The following is a 26193-nucleotide window of genomic DNA, read 5'->3' on the forward strand; positions in this document are numbered from 1 at the left end:
CGACCCCGACCTTTACGGGTTAGTGCGCCGCTCAATCAAGCGCGCTCGGCCGCCTCTACGGTATTCATCAACAGCATCGTGATCGTCATCGGACCGACGCCACCCGGCACCGGCGTGATGTGCGACGCCACTTCCTTAACACCGGCAAAATCCACGTCGCCGCACAGCTTGCCAGCGTCGTCGCGGTTCATGCCGACGTCGATGACGATGGCGCCCGGCTTGACCATGTCGGCGGTCAGCGTGTTGCGGCGGCCGACGGCGGCCACCACCACATCGGCCTGGCGGGTGTACAGGCCCAGATCCGGGGTCGCACTATGGCAGATGGTGACGGTGGCGTTGGCTTGCAAGAGCAGCAGCGCCATCGGTTTGCCGACGGTGTTGCTGCGGCCGATGACGACCGCGTGTTTGCCGCGCAGGTCGACGCCGGTGCTTTCGATCAGTTTCATGCAGCCGTACGGGGTGCAAGGGCGGAAGCCTTCCAGGCCCGTCATCAGTTCGCCGGCGCTGAGCACCGAGTAGCCGTCGACGTCCTTGGTGGTCGAGATCGCCTCGATGACCTTGTGCGGGTTGATGTGTTTAGGCAGCGGCATTTGCACCAGGATGCCGTGGATGGACGGATCGGCGTTCAGGGCGGCGATGCGCTCGAGCAGCGCGGCCTCGGTCAGGTCGGCCGGGTATTGCTCCTTCAACGAGGTGAAACCGGCGTCCTCGCAACCCTTGACCTTGTTGCGCACGTAAACGTGGCTGGCCGGGTCGTCGCCGACCAGGATCACGGCCAGGCCGGGTTTCTTGCCTTTGGCGGTCAGGGCGGCAGCACGTGCAGCAATTTCCGCGCGCAGTTTTTGGGAGAGGGCGATTCCGTCGATCAGTTGAGCAGGCATGATTTAACCAGGTTGGAGAGGAAAGCAGGATTATAAAGCGCCAGGCCCCGCCGCGCCTTGTTTCCGGGTGTTTTGCTATGCTGCGGCGCACAAGATTTTCATAGGGCAATTTCATAATGCGAAATGTCGTATCATAGTTTGAAAAAGCAAAAAATCACTGTTAGAATCCCCACACGTCATTGAAGTAATAGTAAATAATTCATTAAAGACAGCGTTCCAACGGCCCAGAACGGTATAAAACGGGCACTTAACTCAGGAGACTTAATACATGTCAGCTCAACTTGACCAGGTAACGGCAAACACCGACCCTGATTCGCAAGAAACCAAAGAATGGTTGGATGCTCTGGCCGCGGTGCTGGAACAAGAAGGGCCTGAACGTGCTCATTACCTGATGGAACGCCTGATCGACCTGGCCCGCCAAAGCGGCTCGGACATCCCGTTCTCGGCCAATACGGCCTACGTCAACACCATCCCGACCAGCATGGAAGTGCATTGCCCGGGCAATCTGGAATACGAAGAGAAGCTGCGCTCGTGGATGCGCTGGAACGCCATGGCGATGGTCGTCAAGGCCAACCGCGTCGACGGCGACCTCGGTGGCCACCTGTCCTCGTTCGCCTCGCTGGCCAACATGCTGGGCATCGGCTTCAACCACTTCTGGAAAGCGCCGAGCGAAAGCCACGGCGGCGACCTGCTGTACATCCAGGGCCACTCGTCGCCAGGCGTCTACGCCCGCGCGTTCCTGGAAGGCCGCCTGACCGAAGAACAACTGACCCATTACCGTCGCGAAGTCGACGGCAAGGGTCTGTCGTCGTATCCGCACCCGAAACTGATGCCGGACTTTTGGCAGTTCCCGACCGTGTCGATGGGCCTGGGCCCGTTGATGGCGATTTACCAGGCGCGCTTCCTGAAGTACCTGCACGCGCGCTCGATCGCCGACACCACCGACCGCAAGGTCTGGGCCTTCTGCGGCGACGGCGAGATGGACGAGCCGGAATCGCTGGGCGCGATCGGCATGGCCGCGCGTGAAAAGCTGGACAATCTGGTCATCGTCGTCAACTGCAACCTGCAGCGTCTGGACGGCCCGGTGCGCGGCAACGGCAAGATCATCCAAGAGCTGGAAGCGGACTTCCGCGGCGCCGGCTGGAACGTCGTCAAAGTCATCTGGGGTCCGGGTTGGGACGCGCTGCTGCAGAAGGATAAAGAAGGCATCCTGCGCAAGGTGATGATGGAAACGCTGGACGGCGAATACCAGAACTACAAAGCCAAAGACGGCGCCTACGTGCGCAAGCACTTCTTCGGCAAGCATCCGAAGCTGCTGGAGATGGTCGCCAACATGACCGACGACGACATCTGGCGCCTGACCCGTGGCGGCCACGATCCGCACAAGATCTACGCCGCCTTCAAGGTCGCGCAAGAGCACAAAGGCCAACCGACCGTCCTGCTGGTGAAAACCATCAAGGGCTTCGGCATGGGCAAGCACGGCGAAGCGCGCAACACCGCGCACAACACCAAGAAGCTGACCGACGAAGCCGTGCGCGAAATGCGCGACCGCTACTCGATCCCGATCCCGGACGACAAGCTGGCCGACATCCCGTTCTACAAGCCTGCCGACGATGCGCCGGAAATCAAGTACCTGCACGAGCGCCGCGCCGCGCTGGGCGGCTACCTGCCGGCCCGCCGCCAGCAAGCCGACGAAAAACTGACCGTGCCGCCACTGAGCGCGTTCCAGAACGTGCTGGATGCGACCGCCGAAGGCCGCGAAGTATCGAGCACCCAGACCTTCGTGCGTATCCTGACCACGCTGCTGAAAGACCCTAGCGTCGGTTCGCGCATCGTCCCGATCCTGGTCGACGAATCGCGCACCTTCGGTATGGAAGGCCTGTTCCGTCAAGTAGGTATCTTCAACCAGCAAGGCCAGTTGTACGAGCCGGTCGACAAAGACCAGGTCATGTACTACCGCGAAGACAAGGCCGGCCAGATCCTGCAAGAGGGGATCAACGAAGCCGGTGGTATGAGCTCGTGGATCGCCGCTGCGACGTCGTACTCGACCAACAACCGCGTGATGATCCCGTTCTACACCTACTACTCGATGTTCGGTATGCAGCGTATCGGCGATCTGGTGTGGGCAGCGGCCGACATGCGCTCGCGCGGCTTCCTGATGGGCGGCACCGCCGGCCGTACGACCCTGAACGGCGAAGGCCTGCAGCACGAAGACGGCCATAGCCACCTGTTCGCAGCGGCTGTACCGAACTGCATGCCGTACGATCCGACCTTCGGCCACGAAGTCGCCGTGATCATCCAGGACGGTATGCGCCGCATGGTGGAAGAACAGGAAGACGTGTTCTACTACATCACCATCATGAACGAGAACTACCCGCACCCAGGCATCAAGCCAGGCCAGGAAGAGGGCATCCTGAAAGGTATGTATCTGCTGCAGGAAGGCGACAAGGACGCCAAGCAGCGCGTGCAGCTGATCGGCTCCGGCACCATCTTGCGTGAATCGATCTTCGCGGCCGAACTGCTGAAGAACGACTGGAACATCGCCGCCGACGTCTGGTCCGCTCCTTCGCTGACGCTGGTGGCCCGCGACGGCCAGGACGCCGAGCGCTGGAACCTGGTCAACCCGACCAAGGAAGCACGTGTTCCTTACGTGACGCAGCTGATGTCGAAGACCTCCGGTCCTATCGTTGCGACGACCGACTACATGCGCGCCTTTGCTGAACAGATCCGCGCCTTCATTCCGAAGGACCGCACCTACCGCGTGCTGGGCACCGATGGTTTCGGCCGTTCGGACACCCGCGCCGCGCTGCGTGAATTCTTCGAGGTGAACCGTTACTACATCACGGTCGCCGCGCTGAAATCGCTGGCCGAAGAAGGCAAGATCGACGTCAAGGTGGTTGAGGAAGCAGTCGTCAAGTACGGCCTGAATCCGAACAAGCCAAATCCGGTGACCCAATAAATAGAATACGGAGCAAACGCTATGAGCATTGTGGAAGTTAAAGTCCCGGATATCGGCGATTTCAAGGAAGTTGAAATCATTGAGTTGATGATCAAGGTCGGCGACACGATCAAGGTCGATCAGTCGCTGATCACCGTTGAATCGGATAAGGCCAGCATGGAGATTCCATCCTCCGCCGCCGGCGTGGTCAAGGAAATCAAGGTCAAGGTCGGCGACAAGGTCGCCGAGGGTTCGCTGCTGTTGCTGCTGGAAGCCGAGGGAGCCGCCGCTGCTCCGGCGGCCGCCGCGCCGGCTGCTGCCGCTCCTGCGCCGGCGCCAGCCGCCGCCGCTGCGCCAGCTCCGGCGCCTGCCGCCGCGCCAGCCGCTTCGGCCGGCCCGGTCGAAGTCAAAGTACCGGACATCGGCGACTTCAAGGAAGTGGAAGTCATCGAAGTGATGGTCAAAGTCGGCGACACGATCAAGGTCGATCAGTCGCTGCTGACCGTCGAATCGGACAAGGCCAGCATGGAAATCCCTTCGTCGCACGCAGGTGTGGTGAAGGAAGTGAAGATCAAGGTCGGCGACAAGGTCGCCATGGGCTCGATCGTGCTGGTGGTTGAAGCCACTGGCGGTGCTGCCGCTCCTGCAGCTTCGGCGCCTGCTCCCGCAGCTGCCGCCGCTCCAGCCGCCGCAGCTCCAGCGCCTTCGGCTGCTCCTGCCGCAGCCGCCGCGCCGGCAGCTTCGCAAGGCTCGGTCCAAACCGGCAAGCTGGCACACGCATCGCCGTCGATCCGCAAGTTCGCCCGCGAACTCGGTGTCGACCTGCTCAAGGTGCCGGGCTCCGGTCCTAAAGGCCGCATCACCCAGATCGACGTGCAGAATTACGTCAAGGGTGTGATCGCTGGCACCGTGGCCGCTCCTTCGGGCGCCGCCAGCGGTGGTTCCGGTGTTGGTGGCGGCGGCAACTTCAGCGTGCTGCCATGGCCGTCGCTGGACTTCAGCAAATTCGGTCCGACCGAACTGCTGCCGCTGTCGCGCATCAAGAAAATCAGTGGCCCTAACCTGCACCGCAACTGGGTGCAGATCCCGCACGTCACGCAGTTCGACGAAGCCGACATCACCGATCTGGAAGCATTCCGCGTCGAGACCAACAACGCCAACGCCAAGAACAAGGACGCGGCCAAGTTGACCATGCTGGCCTTCGTCATCAAGGCATCGGTCGCCGCGCTGAAGAAATTCCCGTCGTTTAACGCCTCGCTCGACGAGAAGGGTGAAAACCTGATCCTCAAGCAGTACTACAACGTCGGCTTCGCGGCCGATACGCCGAACGGCCTGGTGGTCCCGGTGATCAAGAACGCGGACCAGAAATCGGTCTCGCAGATCGCCAAGGAAATGACCGACCTGTCGCTGCAAGCGCGCGAAGGCAAGCTGAAACCGACCGATATGCAAGGCGCCAGCTTCACCATCTCGTCGCTGGGCGGCATCGGCGGCACGCACTTCACGCCTATCGTCAACGCGCCGGAAGTGGCGATCCTTGGTTTGTCCAAGGCGTCGATCAAGCCGGTGTGGGACGGCAAGGCCTTCCAGCCTCGCCTGATGATGGGTACCTCGCTGTCCTACGACCACCGCGTGGTCGACGGCGCGATGGGTGCTCGCTTCTCCGTGTACCTGAGCGAAGTGCTCGGCGACATGCGCAAAATTCTGCTGTAAGGAGCGACTATGACCACAGAAGTGAAAGTGCCGAACATCGGCGACTTCGCAGAAGTTGAAGTGATCGAGGTGATGGTCAAGGTTGGCGACACGATCAAGGTCGATCAGTCGCTGGTGACCGTCGAATCGGACAAGGCGAGCATGGAAGTCCCTTCGTCGCACGCAGGTGTGGTGAAGGAAGTCAAAGTCAAGGTTGGCGACAAGGTCAAGGAAGGCGTGTTGTTGCTGGTGGTCGAGGAGGCGGCTGGTGCCGCCGCGGCTCCGGCGGCTGCCGCCCCGGCACCTGCTGCCGCCGCCGCTGCGCCAGCTCCCGCTGCCGCTCCGGCAGCAGCAGCGCCGATCGCCGCGCCGGCCGGTGGCAGCTACACCGGCCAGGTCGACATCGACTGCGACATGATGGTACTGGGTGGCGGTCCTGGCGGTTACTCCGCCGCGTTCCGCGCCGCCGATCTGGGCCTGAACACGGTCATCGTCGAGCGTTACGAAACGCTTGGCGGCGTGTGCCTGAACGTCGGTTGCATTCCGTCGAAAGCGCTGCTGCACGTGGCATCGGTGATCGACGAAACCGCGCACATGTCCAACACCGGCGTCACCTTCGCCAAGCCGACCATCGACATCGACCAGGTACGCAAGTACAAGGAAGGCGTCATCAAGAACATGACCGGCGGTCTGGCCGGCATGGCCAAGGCCCGCAAGACGCAAGTCGTCACCGGCGTCGGCCAGTTCCTGAGCGCGAACCATATCGAAGTGACCGCCGGCGACGGCAGCAAGAAGGTCGTGCAGTTCAAGCAGGCCATCATCGCCGCCGGTTCGGCGGTCGTGAAGCTGCCGTTCGTGCCTGAAGATCCACGCATCGTCGATTCGACGGGCGCGCTGGAACTGCGTCAGATTCCGAAACGCATGCTGGTCATTGGCGGCGGCATCATCGGCCTGGAAATGGCCACCGTGTACTCGACCTTCGGCGCGCGCATCGACGTCGTCGAAATGATGGACGGCTTGATGCAAGGCGCCGACCGCGACGCTGTCAAGGTCTGGCAGAAGTTCAACGAAAAGCGCTTCGACAACATCATGACCAAGACCAAGACCGTCGGCGTTGAAGCACTGCCGGAGGGGATCAAAGTCACGTTCGAAGCCGCCGAAGCCGGCGCAACCGCGCCAGCGCCGCAGATCTACGATCTGGTGCTGGTCGCTGTCGGCCGCAGCCCGAACGGCAAGAAGATCGCCGCCGACAAGGCCGGCGTGATTGTCAGCGACCGTGGCTTCATCCCGGTCGATAGCCAGATGCGCACCAACGTGCCGAACATCTTCGCCATCGGCGACCTGGTGGGCCAGCCTATGCTGGCGCACAAGGCGGTGCACGAAGGCCACGTCGCGGCGGAAGCCGCAGCCGGCCAGAAGTCGCACTTCGACGTGAAGGTCATTCCATCGGTGGCCTACACCGATCCGGAAGTGGCATGGGCCGGCATCACCGAGGACGAAGCGAAAGCCAAGGGCATCAAGGTCGAGAAGGGCCACTTCCCTTGGGCAGCCAGCGGCCGCGCCGTGGCCAACGGCCGCGCAGAGGGCTTCACCAAGCTGCTGTTCGACGCTGAAACACACCGCATCATCGGCGGCACCATGGTCGGCACGCACGCCGGCGACATGATCGGCGAGATCGCCCTGGCGATCGAGATGGGTTGCGACGGCACCGACATCGGCAAGACGATCCATCCTCACCCGACCCTGGGCGAGTCGATCGGCATGGCCGCCGAAGTGTACGAAGGCGTCTGCACCGACCTGCCGCCGCCGCGCAAGCGCTAAGTTATCGCATCATCACAAAACCGGGACGAGTTCCCGGTTTTTTTATTGTCAGGTTCCGCATGTCTTCCTTCCCTTCCGTTGTCCCGCTGCTGGTGTCGGTCGTGCTTTACACGAGCATCAACAAGCTGGCCGCTTTCCTGTACAAACGCGCGCGCCTGAGCTGGCGCGACGCCTGTATTTTTAGTTTGATTTTGTTGATGGTGCTGGGGTTAGGTACGCTGCTTAACCGCCTGTCTGGTAACGCCGTGCCGCTGGCCCTTCTTGTGGTTGCCGGACTGGTGATACAGGTCGGTCTTGGCGCCTGGTTTCTGGCCTCCCGCGCGTTCGGTATCGACGGCGCGCCTTTGGGCAGTAGGGGCGGGGCGATTCTGGCGCTGATCGCCTACGCTTTGGTGGTCAGCTTGGGCGTGTTGGCGGGGACTGCTTTGACGGCGCTTCATCCGTAGTAACAGGGTGGGCCGTTTAGAAAGGTTGCCGAACATTTTGGCTAAAAACGACTCGACACTTCGGATCTTCTTAAGTTGCGCATCGTTTCTGATCAAAAGTATGACCAGCAGAATCAAATTGGCGAGGCTTAACAAAAGTACGTCGACTAAATCTTGCATTTCTCTCTCCCGAATAGGTAGGTGGCAGCCTGATGCGCCTATCTATTCATGATGAGCCAGCAGATCGATATCGTACTTGTAGTTACGCAATAAAAAGTGATGAAAGTAAATGCCTATGCTCAGCCAAGTGCCTGTGCCGAGGCGGGCAGGCCGAACACGCGGTCGAAGGCCAGGCTGAAAAGGAAGGTGTAGATCATGAAGAACACCACCAGGCCGACGTCGAGCACCAGCGCCTCCCACAGCGTGATGTTGAGCCACCACGCGAACAGCGGCACCAGTATCACGACCAGCCCACCCTCGAAACCGATGGCGTGCGCGACCCGGCGCGCGACGCTGCGTCCGCGCGTGGCCTGACGCGCCTCCCACGCCTCGAACATACCGTTGTAGATGAAATTCCACACCACCGCGACGGTGGACGAGGCGATGGCGGCGACGCCGGAGTGGGTCGCGTCATGTCCCGCCAGCAGCATCAGGAAGCTACTGGTGAGCGCGACGGCGAACAACTCGAACAGCGAGACGTAGATAACTTTTCGTTTTAATCCTTGCATGTTATTTCCTCTAAAAACTATTGCATGCATGGTACTTGAGTATTTCTGATCGAAAAAGTCGACAGCTATCAGTTTTTCTGACAGCATTGCATATGGCTTTTTCCAGCGATAACGTTTTGATCTTCCTTGCCGTGATCGATCACGGTTCATTTTCGGCCGCCGCGCGGGCGCTGGGACGGGTGCCGTCGGCCGTCAGCATGGCGATCGCGCATCTGGAGGCGGAACTCGATCTGCAGTTGTTCGAGCGCACTTCGCGCGATGTGCGGCCGACCGAGATGGCGCGCGCGCTGGAGGCGGAGGCGCGGCAGATGGCCGGGCAGCTACGCCGACTGAAGGCACATGCGCTTTCGCTGCATCAGGGGTTGGAGCGGCGTCTGACCCTGGCCATAGCGCCGGAGCTGCTGTCGGCCGCGTGGAGCGATCCGCTGGCTCGGCTGGCCGACGAATTCCCATCGCTGGAAGTGGAGGTGCTGTCGGCGCCGCAGGCCGACGCGCGGCGCATGCTGCACGACGGCTCGGCGCAATTGGCACTGCTCTATGAGCGTCCGCAGGTCGATGAGCATGAGAGCTTCCAGGAGTTGGGCAGCGAGGTGCTGGTGGCGGTGATCTCGCCGCGTCATCCGCTGGCGCGGGAGCGTAATGGGCACTTTCGGCTTGAGGATTTAGTCGATATCCGTCAGATCGCGATCGTTAGCCGCGAGGCGCATGAGGAGGATATGCGGGTGCTGGTGTCGCGCAAGTTGTGGCGTACCGATAGTCATCTGGCCATGCTGGGGATGGTGCAGGCGGGGTTAGGGTGGGCTTTTCTGCCCAGGCGGCTGGTGGCGCCGTTGATGGAGGACGGGGAGTTGATTGGCATTGACTTCGCCACCATGAGCAATCAACTGCGGTTGTGGGTGGATGTGGTGTGGCTTAACGACCGGCCGCTGGGGCTTGGCGCCAAGCGCCTGATCGCGTTGATGAAGGATATCGAGGGACTTGAGGCGCGGCCTGGGCATACCTAGGAATCACGTAGGGCGGATTAGCGGGAACCGCGTAATCGGCCATGCATGCGCCGTCGGCGGCGCGTAGATGGCCGATTACGGCGTTCCGCCTAATCCGCCCTACGTGGTTTAGAAGATTGGTTACCGCGTTAGCCGATATAGAAGGATCGCCGTGCGGATCGTGGCGCGTTCGACTGACGCGATCTCCAGATCCTCATCCGGCGAGTGGGCGCCGTTGCCGGTCCCGCCCAGTCCATCGAGGCTGTCGATCAGCGGCGCGATGAACTGTACGTCTCCGGCGCCGCGCTGGCCCGGCGGCAGCGCGGGAATCTCGCCCAGGCCGGCATCGCTGCTGGCCTGCGAGTACGTCTTGAGGATGGCGATGTTGCCGGCGGTCGGCGCCATCGGCGGATACGCGTCGTGGAAGACGATGCTGGCGCTGGTGCCCGGCAGATTCTGGCCGACGATGGCGCGCATCTTGGCGCGCGCGCGGTCGCGCTGTTCGTAGCTCAGGTAGCGCAGATCGCCCTTGACCGTGGCGACGCGGGAGATCACGTTGGTCTTGCCGGCCGCCTGGCCTTTGTCGCCAGTGCCGTCGACGTCGACGTCGGTGCCGCCCAAGATCAGGCCCGGGCTGAAGGTCAGATCCGGCTCGATCACCTGCTGGCGGAAGCTGTCGAGGATGCGCGCGGCTTCGTACACCGCGCCGTAGCCGGCTTTCTCGCTGAAGATGCCGCTGGTGTGGCCTTGCTTGCCCTTGACTTCCAGCTCCCAAGACGACGACGCGCGGCGGCCGATGGTGCCGGTGTCCTTGCCGTCCTTGTCGCGCACCGTGCCCTCGAAGGCGAGCGCGATGTCGCTGCGTTTGGCGGCGGCCACCATGTCGCCGCGCGAGACGTCGATTGGCTCGCCCGCGTTCTCCTCGTCGCCGGTGAACATGATGGTGATGGTGGTGTCGTCCAGCGCGCCGACCTTGTGCAGCGCCCGCAGCGCTTCGATGATGACGACGTCGCCGCCCTTCATGTCGTTGACGCCCTGGCCGCGCACGCGGTCTCCTTCGCGCTTCCACAGCTGCACAGGGCTGTCTTTTTCGAACACCGTGTCGAGATGCCCGATCAGCAGCAGGCGCTTGCCCCGCTTGCCCTCGCGCGTGGCGACCAGGTGGCCGGCGCGCCGCACCGCCGGCGGCATGTCGATCCAGCGCGTGGCAAAGCCCAGTTGGTCGAACTGTTCGCGAAACAGCTTGCCCACCTCGCGCACGCCTTCGTGGTTCATCGTGCCGCTGTTGATGTTGACCGAACGCTCCAGCAGTTGCAGCCCTTGGGGCGCGTGGGCTTTGACCTCGGCGATGATTTTCTGCTCGGTGGGGGAGAGCGCGGCGGCATGGGCGAGACCCGGAGCGGCCAGCGACAAGGTCAATGCGGCAAGGGCGAACGGTGTTATTTTCATCGGGGTTCCGGGTGGGGCGATCGGTATCAGTTGTTAGTAATTGTAGCCGAGGGCGGTTTTGGGCGGCCACGGTCGCCGCGCGGCGCGGGAAGCTGGTATATTCCCATTGCAGATTTTTTTAAAGGATAACCATGTTTCGCTTGAAATTCGTTGTTGCCGCAGCCGCCCTGATGGCCGGCGCCGCCTTTGCTTCGCCGACCGCGCCGAAAAACGGCGCCGAGTACACCACCCTGAAGGCGCCGCAGCCGGTGCAGGCCGAAGGCAAAAAAGTCGAGGTCATTGAGTTCTTTATGTACCACTGCCCGGCGTGCTATGCGCTGGAACCGGCCATGAACGAATGGGTGAAGAAGCAGGGTGACAACATCGTGTTCCGCCGCATCCACCTGCCGCTGACGGGCGCCAACGATCCGGAGGCGCATTTGTTCCTGACGCTGGAGGCGATGAAGCTGGAAGAGTCGATGCACGCCAAAGTGCTGAGCACCTGGCACGTCGAACGTCAGCGTCTGAAGAGCGACGAGGACAACATCAATTGGGCCGTCAAGAACGGCATCGACAAGCAGAAGTTCTTGGCCGTGTATAACTCGTTCGCGATCATCACGCGCTTGAAAAACGCAGGTCGCGTGGCCGCCACGTATGAGGTCAACAGCACGCCGACCTTGATCGTCAATGGCCGCTACCTGACCAATCCGACCATGGTCGATAGCAGCAATCCTGGTCAGATTCCGCGTCAGCAGCTGAACCAGGCGACCTTGCAGGTGCTGGACGCGCTGGTGGCGATGTCGCGCAAATAAGAATGGCGGCGAGCGCCGAATTCGTCGCCCATATGCGCGAGCAGTTCGCGCCTTTGGGCGGCGCGACCGATGCGGTGTTTTTCGGCGGGCGGGCGTTTAGCTGGCGCGGCAAGCAGTTCGCCTGGGTGATGGGTAGCACGTTGTATCTGCGTGCAGGCGATGCGACGCGCGCCGAGTTCGAGAAACACGGGGCGGAGCCGTTTTCTTATTCGACCAAAAAGGGAGTTGTCCTGGTGCGCAAGTTTTATACGGCGCCGGAGTTTTTGATGGACGATGCGGAGCAGATGCTTGCCTGGGCACGGAAAGCCATTGTCGCCGCGTCGACGTGATCGATCATGCGCCGCCGGCGGCGCATACATGGCGGATTACGCTTCGCTAATCCGCCCTACGTGTTTCCGCGTTTTTCGGCCGTCCCTGGTCCAATCGTCCCATTTCCAATAGTCCATGTCCGGCCGTTACGTCGATGGCCGGCCCGTGCTTTTCTTGGCTTAGTTGACCGTGAAGCGGGTCGGGATTTCGATGCCGCCCGTGCGCGCGGCTTCGGCGTAGACCTTCAATTCCTGGATCACGGCGTCCAGTTGCTCCTGTCCAGGATTGGCCTGGAAATTCTTGATGCGCTCGTTCATGAGCGTTACTTGTTTGCTCCAGTCCAGTCGATTCAATTTGCTCATGTGTGCTCCAATTTAAAAATCAAGTATAGAACAAACCGCAAAGTTGCACAGCTTCTAACGTAGCACGCTGCGCAGGAACAGATCGAGTCCCTCCGCCGCGCGCTGGCGCAACTCATCCGTAGTCGGCGGCGCCTGGTTCGGGTACAGCAGGCGCGTCATGTGGTCGCCGAGCAGGCAGTTGGTCAGGTGCACTGCCAGCATTTCCAAACCCAGTTCCGGCCGCAACCTGGCAAGGATCTCCGGCCGCACGAACAGGCGCTTCAATTGTTCGCGCGATTGTCGCGGCCCCGCCTGATAAAACGTGTCCGCCAGCTCCGGCGTGCTGAGCGCCTCGGCCACCACCATGCGGTGCAGGCTGACGAACGACGGCAACGACACCAACTCCAGGAAGCGCAGCGAAAAGTCGCCGAGAATCTCCTCCAGCGGACGCGGGTCCGTTTCCATGCTCGCCATATCGGCAAAAAAGTGCGCACGGCCCTCGCTGATGATGGCGCTCAACAGCCCGGCCTTGCCGCCGAACTTGACGTAGATCGTCCGTACCGCCACATGGGCCTCGCGGGCGATCATTTCAAGACTGACCTTGCTATAGCCTTTTTCCAGGAACAAATGCTTCGCCGTGTGCAACAGGGCCAGATGGCGCGCCTCCTTGTCGGCCGCGCGCGGGCGTCCCGCAGCCTTGCCGAAGCAAGGCGAGGTGGGATCGGCGACGGCCTCGTCGGGGCAGTCCGGCTCCGCTGGCGCGGTGGTTTGTAGGTCGGAAATTTTCATGGCGGCTAATGATAACGAATGCGGCCATGCTAGTCCAAATAAAAATGAAATGCAATCGTTTCATTTCTTGACTTTGGAATTGAACAGGCGAATAATGACCTTATTCCATTTCATTTATGCGGAGCAACACATGTCCAATCCACAAGAACAACAAAAAGTGCTCAGCGCCGTGCCACCAGCACAGGCCGCTGGCGCTCCCGGCGCCCCGACTGCGGCGGCGCCCGCCGGTCCGGCCAAGCCGAACCGCAAGGTGCTGGTTATCGCCGGCCTGATCGCCATCGCCGCCCTGGCCGCCGGCGGACGCATGTGGTACCGCAGCCATTATTTCGTCGAGACGGAAAACGCCTACGTCGCCGGCCACGTCACCCCGGTGTCGTCGCGCATTTCCGGCGTGGTCACCAAGGTGCTGATCGACGATAACCAGATCGTGCGCGAGGGCGACGTAATCGCCGAACTCGATCCGTTCGACCAGGGCGTGCGAGTGGAGCAAATCCGGGCGCAGATCGCCAGCGCCGAGCAGCAGGTGGTGCAAGCCGAAGCGCAGATCGTCCAGACCCAGGCCCAGGCCAGCGCCTCGGCCGCGCAGGTGGCGCAGTCGCAGGCGCAGTTGGTGCGCGCCAACCAGGACGCCGAGCGTTACGGCCAGCTGTATAACAGCCAGATGAAGGCCGTCTCGAAATCGGAGCTCGACACCGCCGTCGCCGGCCGCGCCAGCGCCATCGCCGACCTGGCCGCCCGCAAGGACAGCGCTTCGGCCGCCAAGGCGCAGATCTCGGCGGCCCGTTCGGCGCGCGACGTGCTCAAGGCGCAGGTGGACGTGCTGCGCGTGCAGCTCAAGGACGCGCAGCAGCAGCTGGCCTACAACCAGATCCTGGCGCCGGTCGGCGGCCGTATCGGCAAGCGCACCATCGAGGTGGGCCAGCGCCTGCAACCGGGTCAGCAGATCGCCGCCATCGTGCAGGACAACGTTTGGCTGACCGCGAACTTCAAGGAAACCCAGTTGGCCGAGCTGCAAAAGGGCCAGGAAGTCAACGTCAGCATCGACGCGATGCCGGGCAAGGAATTGATCGGCACCGTCGAGAGCTTCGCGCCGGCGTCGGGCGCGCAGTTCGCGCTGCTGCCGGCCGATAACGCGACCGGTAACTTCACCAAGATCGTCCAGCGCGTGCCGGTCAAGATCGTGTTCAAGCCGGAGGACATCAAGGCCTTGAACGGCCGCCTGGTGCCGGGCATGTCGGCGATCGCCGAAGTGTCGTTGAAGCAGAAGGATGACGCCAAGGCGCACGCCGCGGCACCGTCCAAAGTCGCGGCGCACTAAGGAGCCACTTCATGGCCAGCACCACGATCGATACGCCGGGCGGCGGGAGTAAGGCCGCCCCTCCACAAGCACCGGTCATGCCGAGCGAGAAGGTCTCCGCCCGCACCTGGATGGCCGTCGCCGCCGGCATGATGGGCGCCTTCATGGCGGTGCTCGACATCCAGATCACCAATTCTTCGCTCAAGGATATTCTCGGCGCGCTGTCGGCCACGCAGGAAGAGGGCTCGTGGATCGCCACCGCCTACCTGGTGGCGGAGATCATCATCATTCCGATGACCGGCCTGTTGACGCGCGTTTTCGGCCTGCGTAACTACATGATGGGAACTACCGCGCTGTTCCTGGTGTTCTCCACGTTGTGCGGCTTCGCGTGGAACCTCGAGAGCATGATCGCCTTCCGCATGCTGCAAGGCTTCACAGGCGGCGCGCTCATCCCGATGGCGATGACCATCGTGATGACGTTGCTGCCGCCATCGAAGCGCGCCACCGGCATGGCCATCTTCGGCCTGACCGCCACCCTGGCGCCGTCGATGGGCCCGACCCTGGGCGGCTATCTGAGCGAAATCTACGGCTGGCCGTCGATCTTCTTCATCAACTGGGTGCCAGGCCTGCTGCTGATCGCCGGTATCGGGCTTGGCCTGGAAAAGGAAAAGTCGCAACCGTCGTTGTTGCTCACCGCCGACTGGCTGGGCATCGCCTTCATGGCCGTGGGTCTGGGCAGCCTGACGATCTTCCTGGAAGAGGGCAACAGCAAGGACTGGTTCGATTCGTCCTTCATCATCACCTTCGCAGCGATGTCCATCGTCGGCCTGCTTGGCTGGGTGGTCAACAGCACGTTGCGCCCGCGGCCTTTCGTCAACCTGGGGCTGTACGGCAAGCGCAATTTCGCCGCCGCCACCGCGCTGTCGATGGCGATGGGTATGGGCCTTTACGGCTCGTCGTTCCTGCTGCCGCTGTACCTGGGGCAGATCGCCGGCTACTCGCCGATGCAGATCGGTGAAGTGATCATGTGGTCAGGACTGCCGCAGCTGTTCATCATGCCGTTCGTGGCCAAGCTGTCGTCCAAGATCGACAACCGCATCCTGTGCAGTTTCGGGCTGCTGCTGTTCGGCGGTTCGTGCCTGATGAACGCCTATATGGACGCCAGCACCGGTTACGACCAGTTACTGTGGTCGCAGGTGGTGCGCGCGCTGGGCCAGCCTTTCGTGATGCTGACGTTGTCGAACTTCGCCATGAACGGCATCCAGCCGAAGGACATGCCGTCGGCATCGAGCCTGATCAACATGACCCGCAACCTGGGTGGCTCGATCGGCATCGCCCTGCTGGCGACGGCGCTGACGACGCGCGAGCATTTCCATTCGCAGCGCATCGGCGAGTCGGTGACCAACTTCGCGTTGGCGACGCAGGAGCGTCTGGCGGCGCTGACGCAATCGTTCATCGGCCAGGGCATGGACCCCAGCACGGCGTCGGACATGGCGCTCAAGGCGGTCGACGGCATCGTGCGGCGCGAGTCCTTTGTGATGGCCTACAACGACGGCTTCTTCCTGGTGGCGATGGTGCTGTTCGCCTGCATCGGCGTGCTGTGGTTCTCGGATAAAGTCAAAGCCCCTTCGGGCGGTGGCGGCGGCGGCGCGCACTAAATCGATGCGCGCGCTAACACTAACTAATTTGTGAGGTAACACCATGTTCAATTCAGCTTTGAAGCGCCTGACGCTCGCTGTCTCCGTCACCCTGGCCATCAGCGGCTGCGCCACCGTCGGCAGCGATTTCTCCGCGCCGAAAAACGTCGCCGACGCATCGTTCCGCCATCTTCCGCAGTCCGGCGCCAGCGAGGCGCATCTGCCGGCCCAGTGGTGGACGGTCTTCAACGACGAGACCTTGAACGGTCTGGAACAAACCGCGCTGCGCGACAACCCGAGCGTGAAGGCGGCCGCGCAGCGGTTGGTGCAGGCGCTGGAGCAGGCCGGCGTGAGCCGCGCCAGCCAGCAGCCGTCGCTGAGCGTGAACACGTCGGTGGCCAACTCGCGCACCTCGGCAGAAACCTCGCAGGGGCTGGCGCTGGGCGGGCGTTCGATCAAGGGTAACAACTACACGGTCGGCGCGTCGATGTCGTACGAGCTCGATCTGTTGGGCCGCGTGCGCCGTCTGGTCGAGGCGTCCGACGCGCAGGCGCTGGTGGCCGAGGCGGACCGCGATGGCGTGCTGCTGGTGCTGTCGTCGCAGTTGGCGACGACCTATTGGCAGCTGCGCGGGCTGGATGCCGAGATCGCGATCCTGAAGGGCGCGCTCGATACGCGCCGCGAGAGCGAGGAGCTGGTGACGGCGCGCTTCGATGCCGGCCTGTCGAACGAGCTGGATGTATCGCGCGCGCGCATCGAGTATGCGAACGCTAAATCCGATCTGCAGGAAGTGCAGCGTCAGCGCAACCTGCTGGAACATAGCCTGGCGACCCTGGTCGGCGCTTCGCCGTCGGCGATGCTGACGGCGGCCAATACGAATCCGGCCGCGCTGCCGCAGCCACCGGCGATTCCGGTCGGCCTGCCGGCCAGCCTGCTGGCGCAGCGTCCTGATTTGGCGGGTAGCGTGGCGAACCTGCGCGCGACCAACGCGCAGATCGGCGTGGCCGAAGGCGCGTTCTATCCGACGCTGACATTGACCGGCAATTTCGGTTACGCGTCGGAGAGCCTGCGCAAGCTGGGCGAGGGCAGTGCGCGCCAGTTCAGCGCCGGTCCGCTGGCATTGTCGCTGCCGATCTTCGACGGTGGCCGCAACAAGGCCAACCTGGCCATCGCCAAGGCGCGCTACGAGGAGGCGCTGGCCAATCACCAGACCACGTTGCTGACGGCCTTGCGCGAAGTGGAGGATGCACTGTCGGATGTGCAGCAGCGCCAGTTGCAGGGCGAGGCGCAGTCGGCATCGCAGGTGGCGGCGGCGCGCGGGTATCTGGTGGCGCGTGCGCGCTACGAGCGTGGCGTGTCGACCTATCTGGATGTGACGGATGCGCAGCGCAGCGCGCTGACGGCCGACCGGGCGGCGGTGCAGATCAATACGCAGCGTTTGCTGGCGGCGGTGTCGGTGGCGCGCGCGCTGGGCGCGGGCTGGCAGCCGTCGGAGCGGCTGGCGGCGGTGGCTAACTAGTTCTAAGGTTACGCGATGAGGCCAGCGGCGGTGCGCCGCTGGTCCTGAGCGTTTGGGAACAGACTACGGTGCTATGCATGCGTCGTCGGCGGCTCTTGGCGGATTACGGCGTTCCGCCTAATCCGCCCTACGTGTCTCCGTTGGATTTTTTGGTGCGGTGGCCGGGGTCCAGGTTGGGCCGAATCGTTCGACGATGAAGTCGATGAACGTCGTCAGCTTCGGCGTGGCTTGCCGGTCGCGCGCGTACACCAGATTCATCGGACGCGGCGTCGGCATGTAGTCGCATAGCACCGGCACCAGCCGGCCGGCGGCGATGTCCTGCGCCAGCAGCACCTCCGCCTGCATCACCAATCCAAAATCCTGTAGCGCGGCCATGCGCAAAGCCTGGCCATTGTTGGCGCGGAAGCGGCTGGCCTCGATATTGCGGTTGGCGTTTTGCCCCTGCAGGCGCCAGCGCATATTGAGCGACCACGCCATGAAATCCAGGCACTCGTGCCGCGCAAGGTCGTCCGGCGTTTGCGGCGTCCCGTGTTTTTCCAGGTATGCGGGGCTGGCGCAAATCGCCATCGCGTAGTCGAACAGCGGCCGCGCCACCATCGTCGAATCCTCCAGCCGGCCGATGCGGATGGCGGCGTCATATCCTTCCTCCACCAGATCGACCGTGCGGTCGCTCAGGCTTAAATCCAAACTCACCTCGGGATGCCGGCGCAGATAGTCCGTCATCGCCGGCGCGATCCATTCGGTGCCGAAGGAAACCGGCGCGGTGACCTTGAGCCGTCCGCGCGGCACGCTGCGCATCGCTTCGGCGCCGGTTTCGGCGGCGGCGATCTGCGCCAGGATGGCCCGGCATCGCTCGACATACTGCGCGCCGATCTCGGTCAGGCTTTGGCGCCGCGTGGTGCGGGTGAGCAGGCGCGCCCCGAGCGTTGCTTCCAGCTGCGCGATGTGCTTGCCGACCATGACAGGGGAGATCTTGAAGTTGTCGGCGGCGGCCGTGAAATTGCCGGCATCGACCACCGCGACAAAAATCTCCATGCTGCGCAGCTTGTCCATGATTGCTAACCATATGTTTGTAATGAACTTAATCTTAGCTCATTTATTCATGGCGCGATCGCCGCGATACTGGTTGTACTTAACCAGACAAGGAGTGGATCATGAAAGTCGTCGTTATCGGTGCCTCGGGCACGGTGGGCAAATCGGTGGTGGAGGAATTGGGCAAGCGTCACGAGATCGTGACGGTGGGCGCGGGCAGCGGCCAGTATCGGGCCGATTTCACGGACATCGCCCAGGTGCGGGCGGCGTTCGAACAAATCGGCAAGGTCGACGCGGTGGTGGTGGCCGCCGGCTCGCTGCATTTCGGCCCGCTGGCCGACTTCACGCCCGAGCAGTTCCACGTGGGCCTGAACAGCAAGTTGATGGGGCAGGTGAATGTGGCGCTGGTGGCGCGCGAGTATCTGAACGGCGGCGGGTCGATCACGCTCACCAGCGGTATCGTGGCCGAGCAGCCGATCCGCAACGGCGCCAGCGCGACGATGGTCAACGCGGCGGTGGAGGGCTTCGTGCGCGCCGCCGCCATCGAGCTGCCGCGCGGCCTGCGCATCAACGCCGTCAGTCCCACGGTGCTGGAGGAATCGATGGACAGCTATGGCCCGTTCTTCATCGGCTTCGAGCCTGCGGCAGGCAAGCGCGTGGCGCTGTCGTACGCGCGTAGCGTCGACGGCGCCCAGACCGGCCAAGTCTATCGTGCCTGGTAAAGGGGCGGCCATGAAAGTGATCGTGATCGGTGCGGTGGGCACCATCGGTTCCGCAGTCGTCGAACAACTGGGACAGCGGCATGACATCGTCGGCGTGGGCACGCGCAGCGGCCGATATCAGGCCGACATCGCGGACATCGCCCAGGTGCGGGCGATGTTCGCGCGGGTCGGCAAGGTCGGCGCGGTGGTGGTGGCCGCCGGCGCGCTGCACGTCGGGCCGTTCGACCAGCTCACGCCGGAGCATTTCAACGTGGGCCTGAACAGCAAGTTGATGGGGCAGGTGAACGTGACGATGGTGGCGCGGGACTATCTGGACGACGGCGGTTCGATCACGTTGACCAGCGGCGTCGATACCGATCATCCGATACGCGGCGCGGTGGCGGCCAGCACGGCCAATGCGGCGGTGGTGGGCTTCGTGCGCGGCGCGGCGATCGAGCTGCCGCGCGGGCTGCGCATCAACGTCGTCAGCCCGACGGTGCTGCAGGAGTCGATGCCGGTGTTCGGTCCCCTGTTTATCGGCTTCGAGCCGATCGCCGGCAAGCGCGCCGCGCTGGCGTACGCGCGCAGTGTCGACGGCGCGCAAACGGGGCAGGTGTACCGGGCCTGGTAGGGGCGAGTGGATTACAATGTGACCCTCACTCCACCCGAGGTTCGAATGAAAAAAATCCTGCTCCCATTGGCGTTGGCGCTCGCCTGCGCCGCCGCCTGCGCCGCGCCGGCCGACGTTGCCGACCTGAACAAAATGAGCAAGCGGTACGCGCCGATCGCGCTGACCGCCGACACCAGCAAACTCTCCGCCGGTGACAAGAAGGCCATCGTCAAACTGATCGAAGCGGCCAAGATCATCGATGTGCTGCAACTGCGCCAGCGCTGGGCCGGCAACGAGGCGCTGTGGGCGGCGCTGAAGAAGGACAAGACGCCGCTGGGCCAGGCGCGTCTGAGCTACTTCTGGCTCAACAAGGGACCGTGGTCGATCCTCGACAGCCATGAATCGTTCCTGCCGGCCGAGATCGACGGCATCAAGATTCCGGCCAAGAAGCCCGAGGGCGGCAATTTTTATCCGGCCGACGCCAGCAAGGCCCAGCTGGAGACGTGGATGAACGCCTTGCCGGCGATCGACAAGGAACAGGCGCAGTGGTTCTTCACGACGATACGCCGCAACGCCGACGGCCAGTTCACCACCGTCAAATACTCCGACGAATACAAGGCCGAATTGCAGCAGGCCGCCGCGCTGCTCAAGCAAGCGGCCGCCGCGACCGACAACGCGTCGCTGAAGAAGTTCCTCGAGCTGCGCGCCGACGCTTTCCTGAGCAATGATTACCTGGCCTCCGACTTCGCCTGGATGGATTTGGATGCGCCGGTCGACGTCACCATCGGCCCGTACGAGACGTATAACGACGAGCTGTTCGGCTACAAGGCCGCGTTCGAGGCTTACGTCAATATCCGCGACCAGAAGGAGACGCAAAAGCTCGACTTCTTCGCCAAGCACATGCAGGAGCTGGAAGACAACCTGCCGCTCGACGCGCAGTACCGCAATCCCAAGGTCGGCGCCATCGCGCCGATGGTGGTGGTCAACCAGGTGTACGGCGCCGGCGACGGCAACATGGGCGTGCAGACGGCCGCCTACAATCTGCCCAACGACGAGCGCATCATCAGCCAGCGCGGCTCCAAGCGTGTGATGCTCAAAAATGTGCAGCAAGCCAAGTTCAAATCCACGTTGACGCCGATTTCCAAGCTGGTGCTCAAGCCGGCCGATCAGAAGGATGTCGATTTCGACTCGTTCTTCACGCACATCCTTGCGCATGAAATCACCCACGGCCTGGGACCGCACGTTACCAAGGTGGACGGCAAGGAATCGACGCCGCGCCAGGACCTGAAGGAAGCCTATTCGACCATCGAGGAAGCCAAGGCCGACATCACCGGCCTGTACGTGCTGGCCTACATGATGGACAAGGGCCAGTTGGCCGGCACCCTGGGGCAGGGCGAGGCGGCCGAACGCAAGCTGTACACCACCTTCCTGGCGTCGGCCTTCCGCACCTTGCACTTTGGCCTGACCGATTCGCATGCGCGCGGCATGGCGATCCAGGTGAATTATCTTCTCGACAAGGGTGGTTTCGTGTCGCACGGCGACGGCACCTTCGCCGTTGACTTCAAAAAGATCAAGTCCGCCGTCACCGATCTCGACCGCGAATTCCTCACCATCGAGGCCACCGGCGACTATGCGCGCGCCAAGGAGATGATGACCAAGTATGTCGTCATCCGTCCCGATGTGCAAAAAGCGTTGGATAAAATGAAATCCGTGCCGAACGATATCCGTCCGGAGTTCAAGACGGCGCAAGGCCTGCTGGCGAAGTAAGTCCTTACCTTCCTCAAACGGGGACCGTTCGGCCCCCGTTGCAATAACGCTTACACAATGGCGTTTCAAACAAATAGTTACACTTCGTCTACGTAGAAAAATACTTCCGTACGGCAATAAAAGTTTCCGTGGTCGTGATAAAGTTGGTTTAAGGAAACCAAATCATGATCACTCGCCTACTCATCTCCCTGCTGTTGTTGTCTTCCAGCTTCGCTTCCGCAGCGTCGCTGACCGACATGGAAATCCGCTGGCTCACCGCCGGATCGGCCATGCTGAAGTACGCCAAGGCAGAACTCAAACTGCCGATCGACATCATCGTCCAGCCTACGGGCAAGCCGACCGACGTGCCGCTGGCGCTGGGCTTTCAAGATGGACGTTGCAAGCTGGTGCTGACGATGCGCGACCGGACCAACGTCGAGGATGTCCTGGCGAGCGTGCCGGCCGAGCAACGGCCGCTGATGATCGAGGCGATGTTCGCGCACGAAGTGGGCCATTGCTGGCGCTACGTGCAGGGCCAGTGGCACGAGATGCCGGCCGGTTTCGAGGAACACGCCGAGCACAGCCACAACGCGCCGAACGACCAGGCGCAGGCGCAGGAACTGGAGCAGACCCGCCGCGAGGAAGGCTTCGCCGACCTGGCCGCGCTCGCATGGATACAACAGCGCCATCCGGAACAGTACGGCGCCGTCGCCGCATGGATGCGCCAGGTGCGTCAACCGTCTTCGGCCAGCCCGGTTGTCGGTTCGCACACCACCATGGAGTGGCTGCAACTGGCGCCGACCGGCGATGCCTTCGCCGCCGAGCTGCCCCTGTTCGAGCAGGCGAGCAGCCTGTGGCAAAAAGGTTTGCTGAACCAGGACGCGCGCCAGGATGCACGCCAAGGCCTGCGCCAGGCGTCGTTGCAGCGCTAGCGACATCGAAGTCACGCCGGTGTTGTTCATAGTCACGAAATAGCAATTCCCCAACTCTGTTCGTTCCCGCACAGAGCTTTCTCTGCTGTCGGCGTTTAATGTGTCCATCAACCACCACAACAAAGGGACACATCATGAACAAGCTCCTCTTCCTGGTCATGGCCGGTGCGGCCAGCGCCAGTTTCGCCGCCACCCCCGCCAACGACACGGTGGCCTACAAGGCAGCCACCAACAAAGCTGCCAACGATTACAAGACCGCCAAGTCCGCCTGCGACGCGCAGTCCGGCAACGCCAAGGACGTGTGCGAAGAGCAGGCCAAAGTGGCCCGCGCGACGGCCGAAGCCAACGCCACGATGCAGTACAAGAACGATAAAAAATCGATCGAAAAAGCCCGCATCGAACTGGCCGACGCCCAGTACGGCCTGGCCAAGGAAAAGTGCGACACGCTGGACGGCAACGCCAAGGATAGCTGCGTGAGCACCGCCAAGTCGCAGCAGGTCGCGGCCGTCAACGCCGCCAAGGCCGGCAAGGATGCCGCCGACGTCGCCCAGACCGGCATCGACTGTAGCGCCATGACCGGCACCGACAAGGCATCGTGCGAAGCCAAATCGAAAACCGAGCTGGCCAAGGACGCTGTCGCCGACACCGTGATCACCACCAAGGTCAAAACCGAACTGATGGCCGAACCAGCGCTCAAATCGCTGGACGTCAAAGTTGAAACCAACAACGGCGCCGTGGTGCTGAGCGGCTTCGTGCCATCGCAGACCGAAGCGGACAAAGCTGTCGACGTGGCACGTAATGTCAAAGGCGTCACCGACGTGAAGAGCTCGCTGCGCATCAAATAAGCTGTAGCTGGCTGTAACTTCCCCTGATCGGGGCCTCCGAGGAGGCCCCTTTCTTTTCCTTGCATTCATTATGACCATAATTTAAAATGCGCCGACAGCGCGGGCTTGCCGCTTCGTCGCCTCATAGTCATTGCAAGGAGCATCATGTTCGCACTATCGCTTTCCAACTGGCTGCGGCGGCGCGGCCTGCATTACTCGTGGGTGATCGTCGCCGTCACCTTTCTGACGGGGCTGACCTCGTCGGCGGCGCTCGGCCTGCCGGGCGCGCTGCTGCAACCGCTGGCCACGGAGTTCGGCTGGAATGTCGAGCAGATCTCGTCCGCCCTGGCCGTGCGCTTCGTGTTGTTCGGTTTGATGGGACCGTTCGCCGCCATCCTGATGGAACGCTTCGGCCTGCGCCACGTGGTCGTCACAGCGCTGACCCTGGTGGCCGCCGGCATGGCGATGGCCACGCAAATGACGCAGTTCTGGCACCTGGTGCTGTTCTGGGGGATCATGCTCGGCATCGGTTCGGGCATGACCGCCCTGGTGCTCAGCGCCATCGTCTCCAACCGCTGGTTCGACAGCCACCGGGGCTTGGTGGTGGGCATGCTCACCGCCAGTTCGGCCACCGGCCAGCTGGTCTTCCTGCCGGTGGGCGCCTGGCTGATCGAACGCTTCGGCTGGCGCATGGCCGTCATTCCCGTGTTCGCCGCCTGCGCCCTGGCCGCCGTGCTGGTGCTGCTGTTGATGCGCAACCGGCCGAATGAACTCGGCCTCACTCCCTACGGCGCCGCGCCGGGGACGGAAGTCGCGCCGCCGACGCCGACTATGCACATCACGTTCGCGACGCCGTTCAAGGTGCTCGCCAGCGTCGCCGGCAATCGGGTGTTCTGGATATTGTTCGGCACCTTCTTCATTTGCGGGCTCAGCACCAACGGCCTGATCCAGACGCACTTCATTTCGCTGTGCGGCGACGCCGGACTGGCCGCAGTGCCGGCCGCGTCGGTGCTGGCGATGATGGGGGCGTTCGATCTGGTTGGCACCATCGGCTCCGGCTGGCTGTCGGACCGCTACGACAACCGCAAGCTGCTGTTCATGTATTACGGCCTGCGCGGGTTGTCCTTGTTCTGGTTGCCGTATTCGGAGTTTACGTTTTATGGCTTGTCGTTGTTCGCGATGTTTTACGGGCTGGACTGGATCGCCACAGTGCCGCCGACGGTGCGGCTGGTGGCTTCCACCTTCGGCAGGGAGCGGGCGGGGATGGTGTTCGGTTGGGTGTTCGCGGGGCATCAGTTGGGCGCTGCGGTGGCGGCGTGGGGCGCGGGCAGGGTGCGCACCATGATGCTGACGTATAACCCGGCGCTGTTCGCGGCGGGCGCGGCCTGTCTGGTGGCCGCCGGCGTCATTTTGCTGATCCGGCGGACGGCGCCGCGCCCAGTCGAAGCGTAAATATTTTCATAACAATGTTGCGCCGCAATAGTGCATTATGATATTGTCATTTGTGCCACTTTGCCGGGACGCGCGGGTATGCCAAGGCCGGTCCGGGAAGGGTGAAATACAGGGAGAGGCACTTTAAAAATACCTATTGCGGAAGGATCGATATGAATTTCATGCAGTCCAAACACTTCAAGCTGATGGCCATCGCCGCCGCGTTGAGCGCCGGCGCTGCCCAAGCCGCTCCGACGCCGCAGACCGGTAATACTTCGGACCCCAGCAATTGGCGCTTCACCCCGGGCATGACCTTCAATGGCGTGGCCGGCGCGCTGGACGGCGTCGCAAAACTGAGCTTCACCACGCCCGATGGCAACTATGCCTGCTCCGGCTCGCTGCTGGCCGGCGGCCAGTACGTGGTCACCGCCGCCCATTGCGCCGACGACTTCAGCAAGATGACCGTGCAGTTCGGCTATGCCAACGGCAGCGCGGCCGTCACCCGCAATGTTTCCGTTGGCAACGCCATCGTCCACAAGGCCTGGAACGGCTCGCTCGACACCGGCGCCGACATCGCCATCCTTAAACTCGACAGCGTCGTCACCGGCATCAAGGGCTACAAGCTCAGCACCACCAACGACGTCGGCAAGGACTTCCTGATGGCTGGCTACGGTACGACCAACAGCGCCGACGTCAACACCCCCACCAACTGGAACGATGCCGCCTGGGGGCACTACGGCTACAACACCTTCGACGTCGTCAGCCAGGAATTCAACGCGGCCTACTACCCGGCTGCCGGCTACGGCCCCGACGATCCCAGCTACTACGCACCCGGCGCCACCTACATGAGCGATTTCGACAACGGCAGCGCCGCCCTGAACACCATCGGGCGCATCGGCGATGCCATCGGCGGCGCCTGGACCAGCGGCACCGGCCTGGGCACCATCGAGTCGTTGATCGCCGGTGGCGACTCCGGCGGCGGCGATTTCGTCTGGAACGGCTCGGAATGGCTATTGTCGGGCGTTCACTCGTGGGGCTGGGGCGGCGACAGCGCCTGCGCCGATCTCGGCCTGAGCGGCTGCGACAACGCGCCTAAAAACGGGTCCAGCTATGGCGACCTGTCCGGCTCCACCGCCATCTACTCGCACGTGGCGTGGATCAACGCGGTGACGGCGGTGCCGGAACCGGAAACCTACGCCATGCTGCTGGCCGGCCTGGCGATGGTGGGCGTGGCGCGCCGCCGCAAGTTGACGTCGCAGGCTTGACGACACCACGGACGGCGGCCACGGCCGCCGTCCGTCTTCCTCGCGTTGTCATGTA

General features: G+C 62.8%; 23 protein-coding genes. 17 read left to right on the forward strand and 6 right to left on the reverse strand.

Features of this window, described 5'->3' with window-relative positions; all coding sequences use genetic code 11:
• Positions 1-35 precede the first annotated feature (35 nt).
• Positions 36-881, reverse strand: coding sequence for a bifunctional methylenetetrahydrofolate dehydrogenase/methenyltetrahydrofolate cyclohydrolase FolD (folD, locus tag NHH88_07960; GenBank protein ID USX15701.1), 846 nt, complete (start codon positions 879-881; stop codon positions 36-38).
• 268 nt (positions 882-1149) lie between these two features.
• On the opposite strand from folD, the gene aceE reads away from it, so the two are divergent.
• Genes aceE through NHH88_07980 form a run of 4 tightly spaced genes read left to right on the forward strand, consistent with a single transcriptional unit; the run spans position 1150 to position 7775 of the window.
• Positions 1150-3840 (forward strand): pyruvate dehydrogenase (acetyl-transferring), homodimeric type, encoded by a 2691-nt coding sequence (gene aceE / locus NHH88_07965; protein ID USX15702.1) that lies wholly within the window; start codon positions 1150-1152, stop codon positions 3838-3840.
• A 21-nt stretch (positions 3841-3861) separates the two neighbouring features.
• Positions 3862-5529 carry a dihydrolipoyllysine-residue acetyltransferase gene (gene aceF, locus NHH88_07970; protein USX15703.1) on the forward strand — a complete coding sequence of 556 codons (1668 nt, stop codon included), beginning with the start codon at positions 3862-3864 and terminating at the stop codon, positions 5527-5529.
• 9 nt (positions 5530-5538) lie between these two features.
• On the forward strand, positions 5539-7329 hold the full coding sequence (gene lpdA, locus NHH88_07975; protein ID USX15704.1) for a dihydrolipoyl dehydrogenase: 1791 nt from the start codon (positions 5539-5541) through the stop codon (positions 7327-7329).
• Positions 7330-7388: 59 nt separating this feature from the next.
• Positions 7389-7775, forward strand: a complete 387-nt coding sequence (locus NHH88_07980) for a hypothetical protein (GenBank protein USX15705.1) — start codon at positions 7389-7391, stop codon at positions 7773-7775.
• A gap of 278 nt (positions 7776-8053) precedes the next feature.
• Here NHH88_07980 and NHH88_07985 read toward each other — a convergent pair whose 3' ends face one another.
• A complete protein-coding gene (locus NHH88_07985; protein USX15706.1) occupies positions 8054-8482 on the reverse strand; it encodes a PACE efflux transporter in 429 nt (142 codons plus the stop codon).
• Between the two features lie 92 nt (positions 8483-8574).
• Between NHH88_07985 and NHH88_07990 the strand changes: the two genes are divergently transcribed.
• Positions 8575-9486, forward strand: a complete 912-nt coding sequence (locus NHH88_07990) for a LysR family transcriptional regulator (GenBank protein USX15707.1) — start codon at positions 8575-8577, stop codon at positions 9484-9486.
• A gap of 120 nt (positions 9487-9606) precedes the next feature.
• On the opposite strand, the gene NHH88_07995 is transcribed toward NHH88_07990, so the two are convergent.
• Positions 9607-10914: a M20/M25/M40 family metallo-hydrolase gene (locus NHH88_07995; protein USX15708.1), complete on the reverse strand. Its 1308-nt coding sequence runs from the start codon at positions 10912-10914 to the stop codon at positions 9607-9609.
• 131 nt (positions 10915-11045) lie between these two features.
• Between NHH88_07995 and NHH88_08000 the strand changes: the two genes are divergently transcribed.
• Together NHH88_08000 and NHH88_08005 are read left to right on the forward strand one after the other, a co-directional pair.
• Complete coding sequence (locus tag NHH88_08000) at positions 11046-11705, forward strand: thiol:disulfide interchange protein DsbA/DsbL (protein ID USX15709.1); 660 nt, start codon at positions 11046-11048, stop codon at positions 11703-11705.
• A gap of 2 nt (positions 11706-11707) precedes the next feature.
• Positions 11708-12034, forward strand: a complete 327-nt coding sequence (locus tag NHH88_08005) for a TfoX/Sxy family protein (protein ID USX15710.1) — start codon at positions 11708-11710, stop codon at positions 12032-12034.
• Positions 12035-12193: 159 nt separating this feature from the next.
• Here NHH88_08005 and NHH88_08010 read toward each other — a convergent pair whose 3' ends face one another.
• Both NHH88_08010 and NHH88_08015 read right to left on the reverse strand, forming a co-directional pair.
• Positions 12194-12376, reverse strand: coding sequence for a hypothetical protein (locus NHH88_08010; GenBank protein USX15711.1), 183 nt, complete (start codon positions 12374-12376; stop codon positions 12194-12196).
• 54 nt (positions 12377-12430) lie between these two features.
• Positions 12431-13144 carry a TetR/AcrR family transcriptional regulator gene (locus NHH88_08015; protein ID USX15712.1) on the reverse strand — a complete coding sequence of 238 codons (714 nt, stop codon included), beginning with the start codon at positions 13142-13144 and terminating at the stop codon, positions 12431-12433.
• Positions 13145-13274: 130 nt separating this feature from the next.
• Here NHH88_08015 and NHH88_08020 point away from each other — a divergent pair, with 130 nt between their 5' ends.
• From NHH88_08020 to NHH88_08030, 3 genes are read left to right on the forward strand one after another with little or no spacing between them, the layout of a single operon-like run.
• A complete protein-coding gene (locus NHH88_08020) occupies positions 13275-14462 on the forward strand; it encodes an HlyD family secretion protein (GenBank protein ID USX15713.1) in 1188 nt (395 codons plus the stop codon).
• An 11-nt stretch (positions 14463-14473) separates the two neighbouring features.
• Positions 14474-16099, forward strand: a complete 1626-nt coding sequence (locus tag NHH88_08025) for a DHA2 family efflux MFS transporter permease subunit (GenBank protein ID USX15714.1) — start codon at positions 14474-14476, stop codon at positions 16097-16099.
• A gap of 43 nt (positions 16100-16142) precedes the next feature.
• Complete coding sequence (locus NHH88_08030; protein USX15715.1) at positions 16143-17597, forward strand: efflux transporter outer membrane subunit; 1455 nt, start codon at positions 16143-16145, stop codon at positions 17595-17597.
• Between the two features lie 117 nt (positions 17598-17714).
• Here the strand turns inward: NHH88_08030 and NHH88_08035 are convergent, their stop codons facing one another.
• Positions 17715-18650: a LysR family transcriptional regulator gene (locus NHH88_08035; protein USX15716.1), complete on the reverse strand. Its 936-nt coding sequence runs from the start codon at positions 18648-18650 to the stop codon at positions 17715-17717.
• 101 nt (positions 18651-18751) lie between these two features.
• Between NHH88_08035 and NHH88_08040 the strand changes: the two genes are divergently transcribed.
• From NHH88_08040 to NHH88_08070, 7 genes are all read left to right on the forward strand, one after another.
• The gene (locus tag NHH88_08040) at positions 18752-19351 is read left to right on the forward strand and encodes a short chain dehydrogenase (GenBank protein USX15717.1); all 600 of its coding nucleotides are present in this window, start codon (positions 18752-18754) and stop codon (positions 19349-19351) included.
• 10 nt (positions 19352-19361) lie between these two features.
• Positions 19362-19961, forward strand: a complete 600-nt coding sequence (locus tag NHH88_08045; GenBank protein USX15718.1) for a short chain dehydrogenase — start codon at positions 19362-19364, stop codon at positions 19959-19961.
• Positions 19962-20006: 45 nt separating this feature from the next.
• The gene (locus NHH88_08050) at positions 20007-21707 is read left to right on the forward strand and encodes a hypothetical protein (GenBank protein USX15719.1); all 1701 of its coding nucleotides are present in this window, start codon (positions 20007-20009) and stop codon (positions 21705-21707) included.
• A 164-nt stretch (positions 21708-21871) separates the two neighbouring features.
• The gene (locus tag NHH88_08055) at positions 21872-22618 is read left to right on the forward strand and encodes a hypothetical protein (protein ID USX15720.1); all 747 of its coding nucleotides are present in this window, start codon (positions 21872-21874) and stop codon (positions 22616-22618) included.
• 134 nt (positions 22619-22752) lie between these two features.
• The gene (locus NHH88_08060) at positions 22753-23463 is read left to right on the forward strand and encodes a BON domain-containing protein (GenBank protein ID USX15721.1); all 711 of its coding nucleotides are present in this window, start codon (positions 22753-22755) and stop codon (positions 23461-23463) included.
• Between the two features lie 144 nt (positions 23464-23607).
• Positions 23608-24894 (forward strand): MFS transporter, encoded by a 1287-nt coding sequence (locus NHH88_08065; protein ID USX15722.1) that lies wholly within the window; start codon positions 23608-23610, stop codon positions 24892-24894.
• 152 nt (positions 24895-25046) lie between these two features.
• Positions 25047-26138, forward strand: a complete 1092-nt coding sequence (locus NHH88_08070) for a trypsin-like serine protease (protein ID USX15723.1) — start codon at positions 25047-25049, stop codon at positions 26136-26138.
• The last annotated feature ends 55 nt before the right edge of the window (positions 26139-26193 follow it).

This window comes from Oxalobacteraceae bacterium OTU3CAMAD1, assembly GCA_024123915.1.
Taxonomy (GTDB): Bacteria; Pseudomonadota; Gammaproteobacteria; order Burkholderiales; family Burkholderiaceae_D; genus Rugamonas.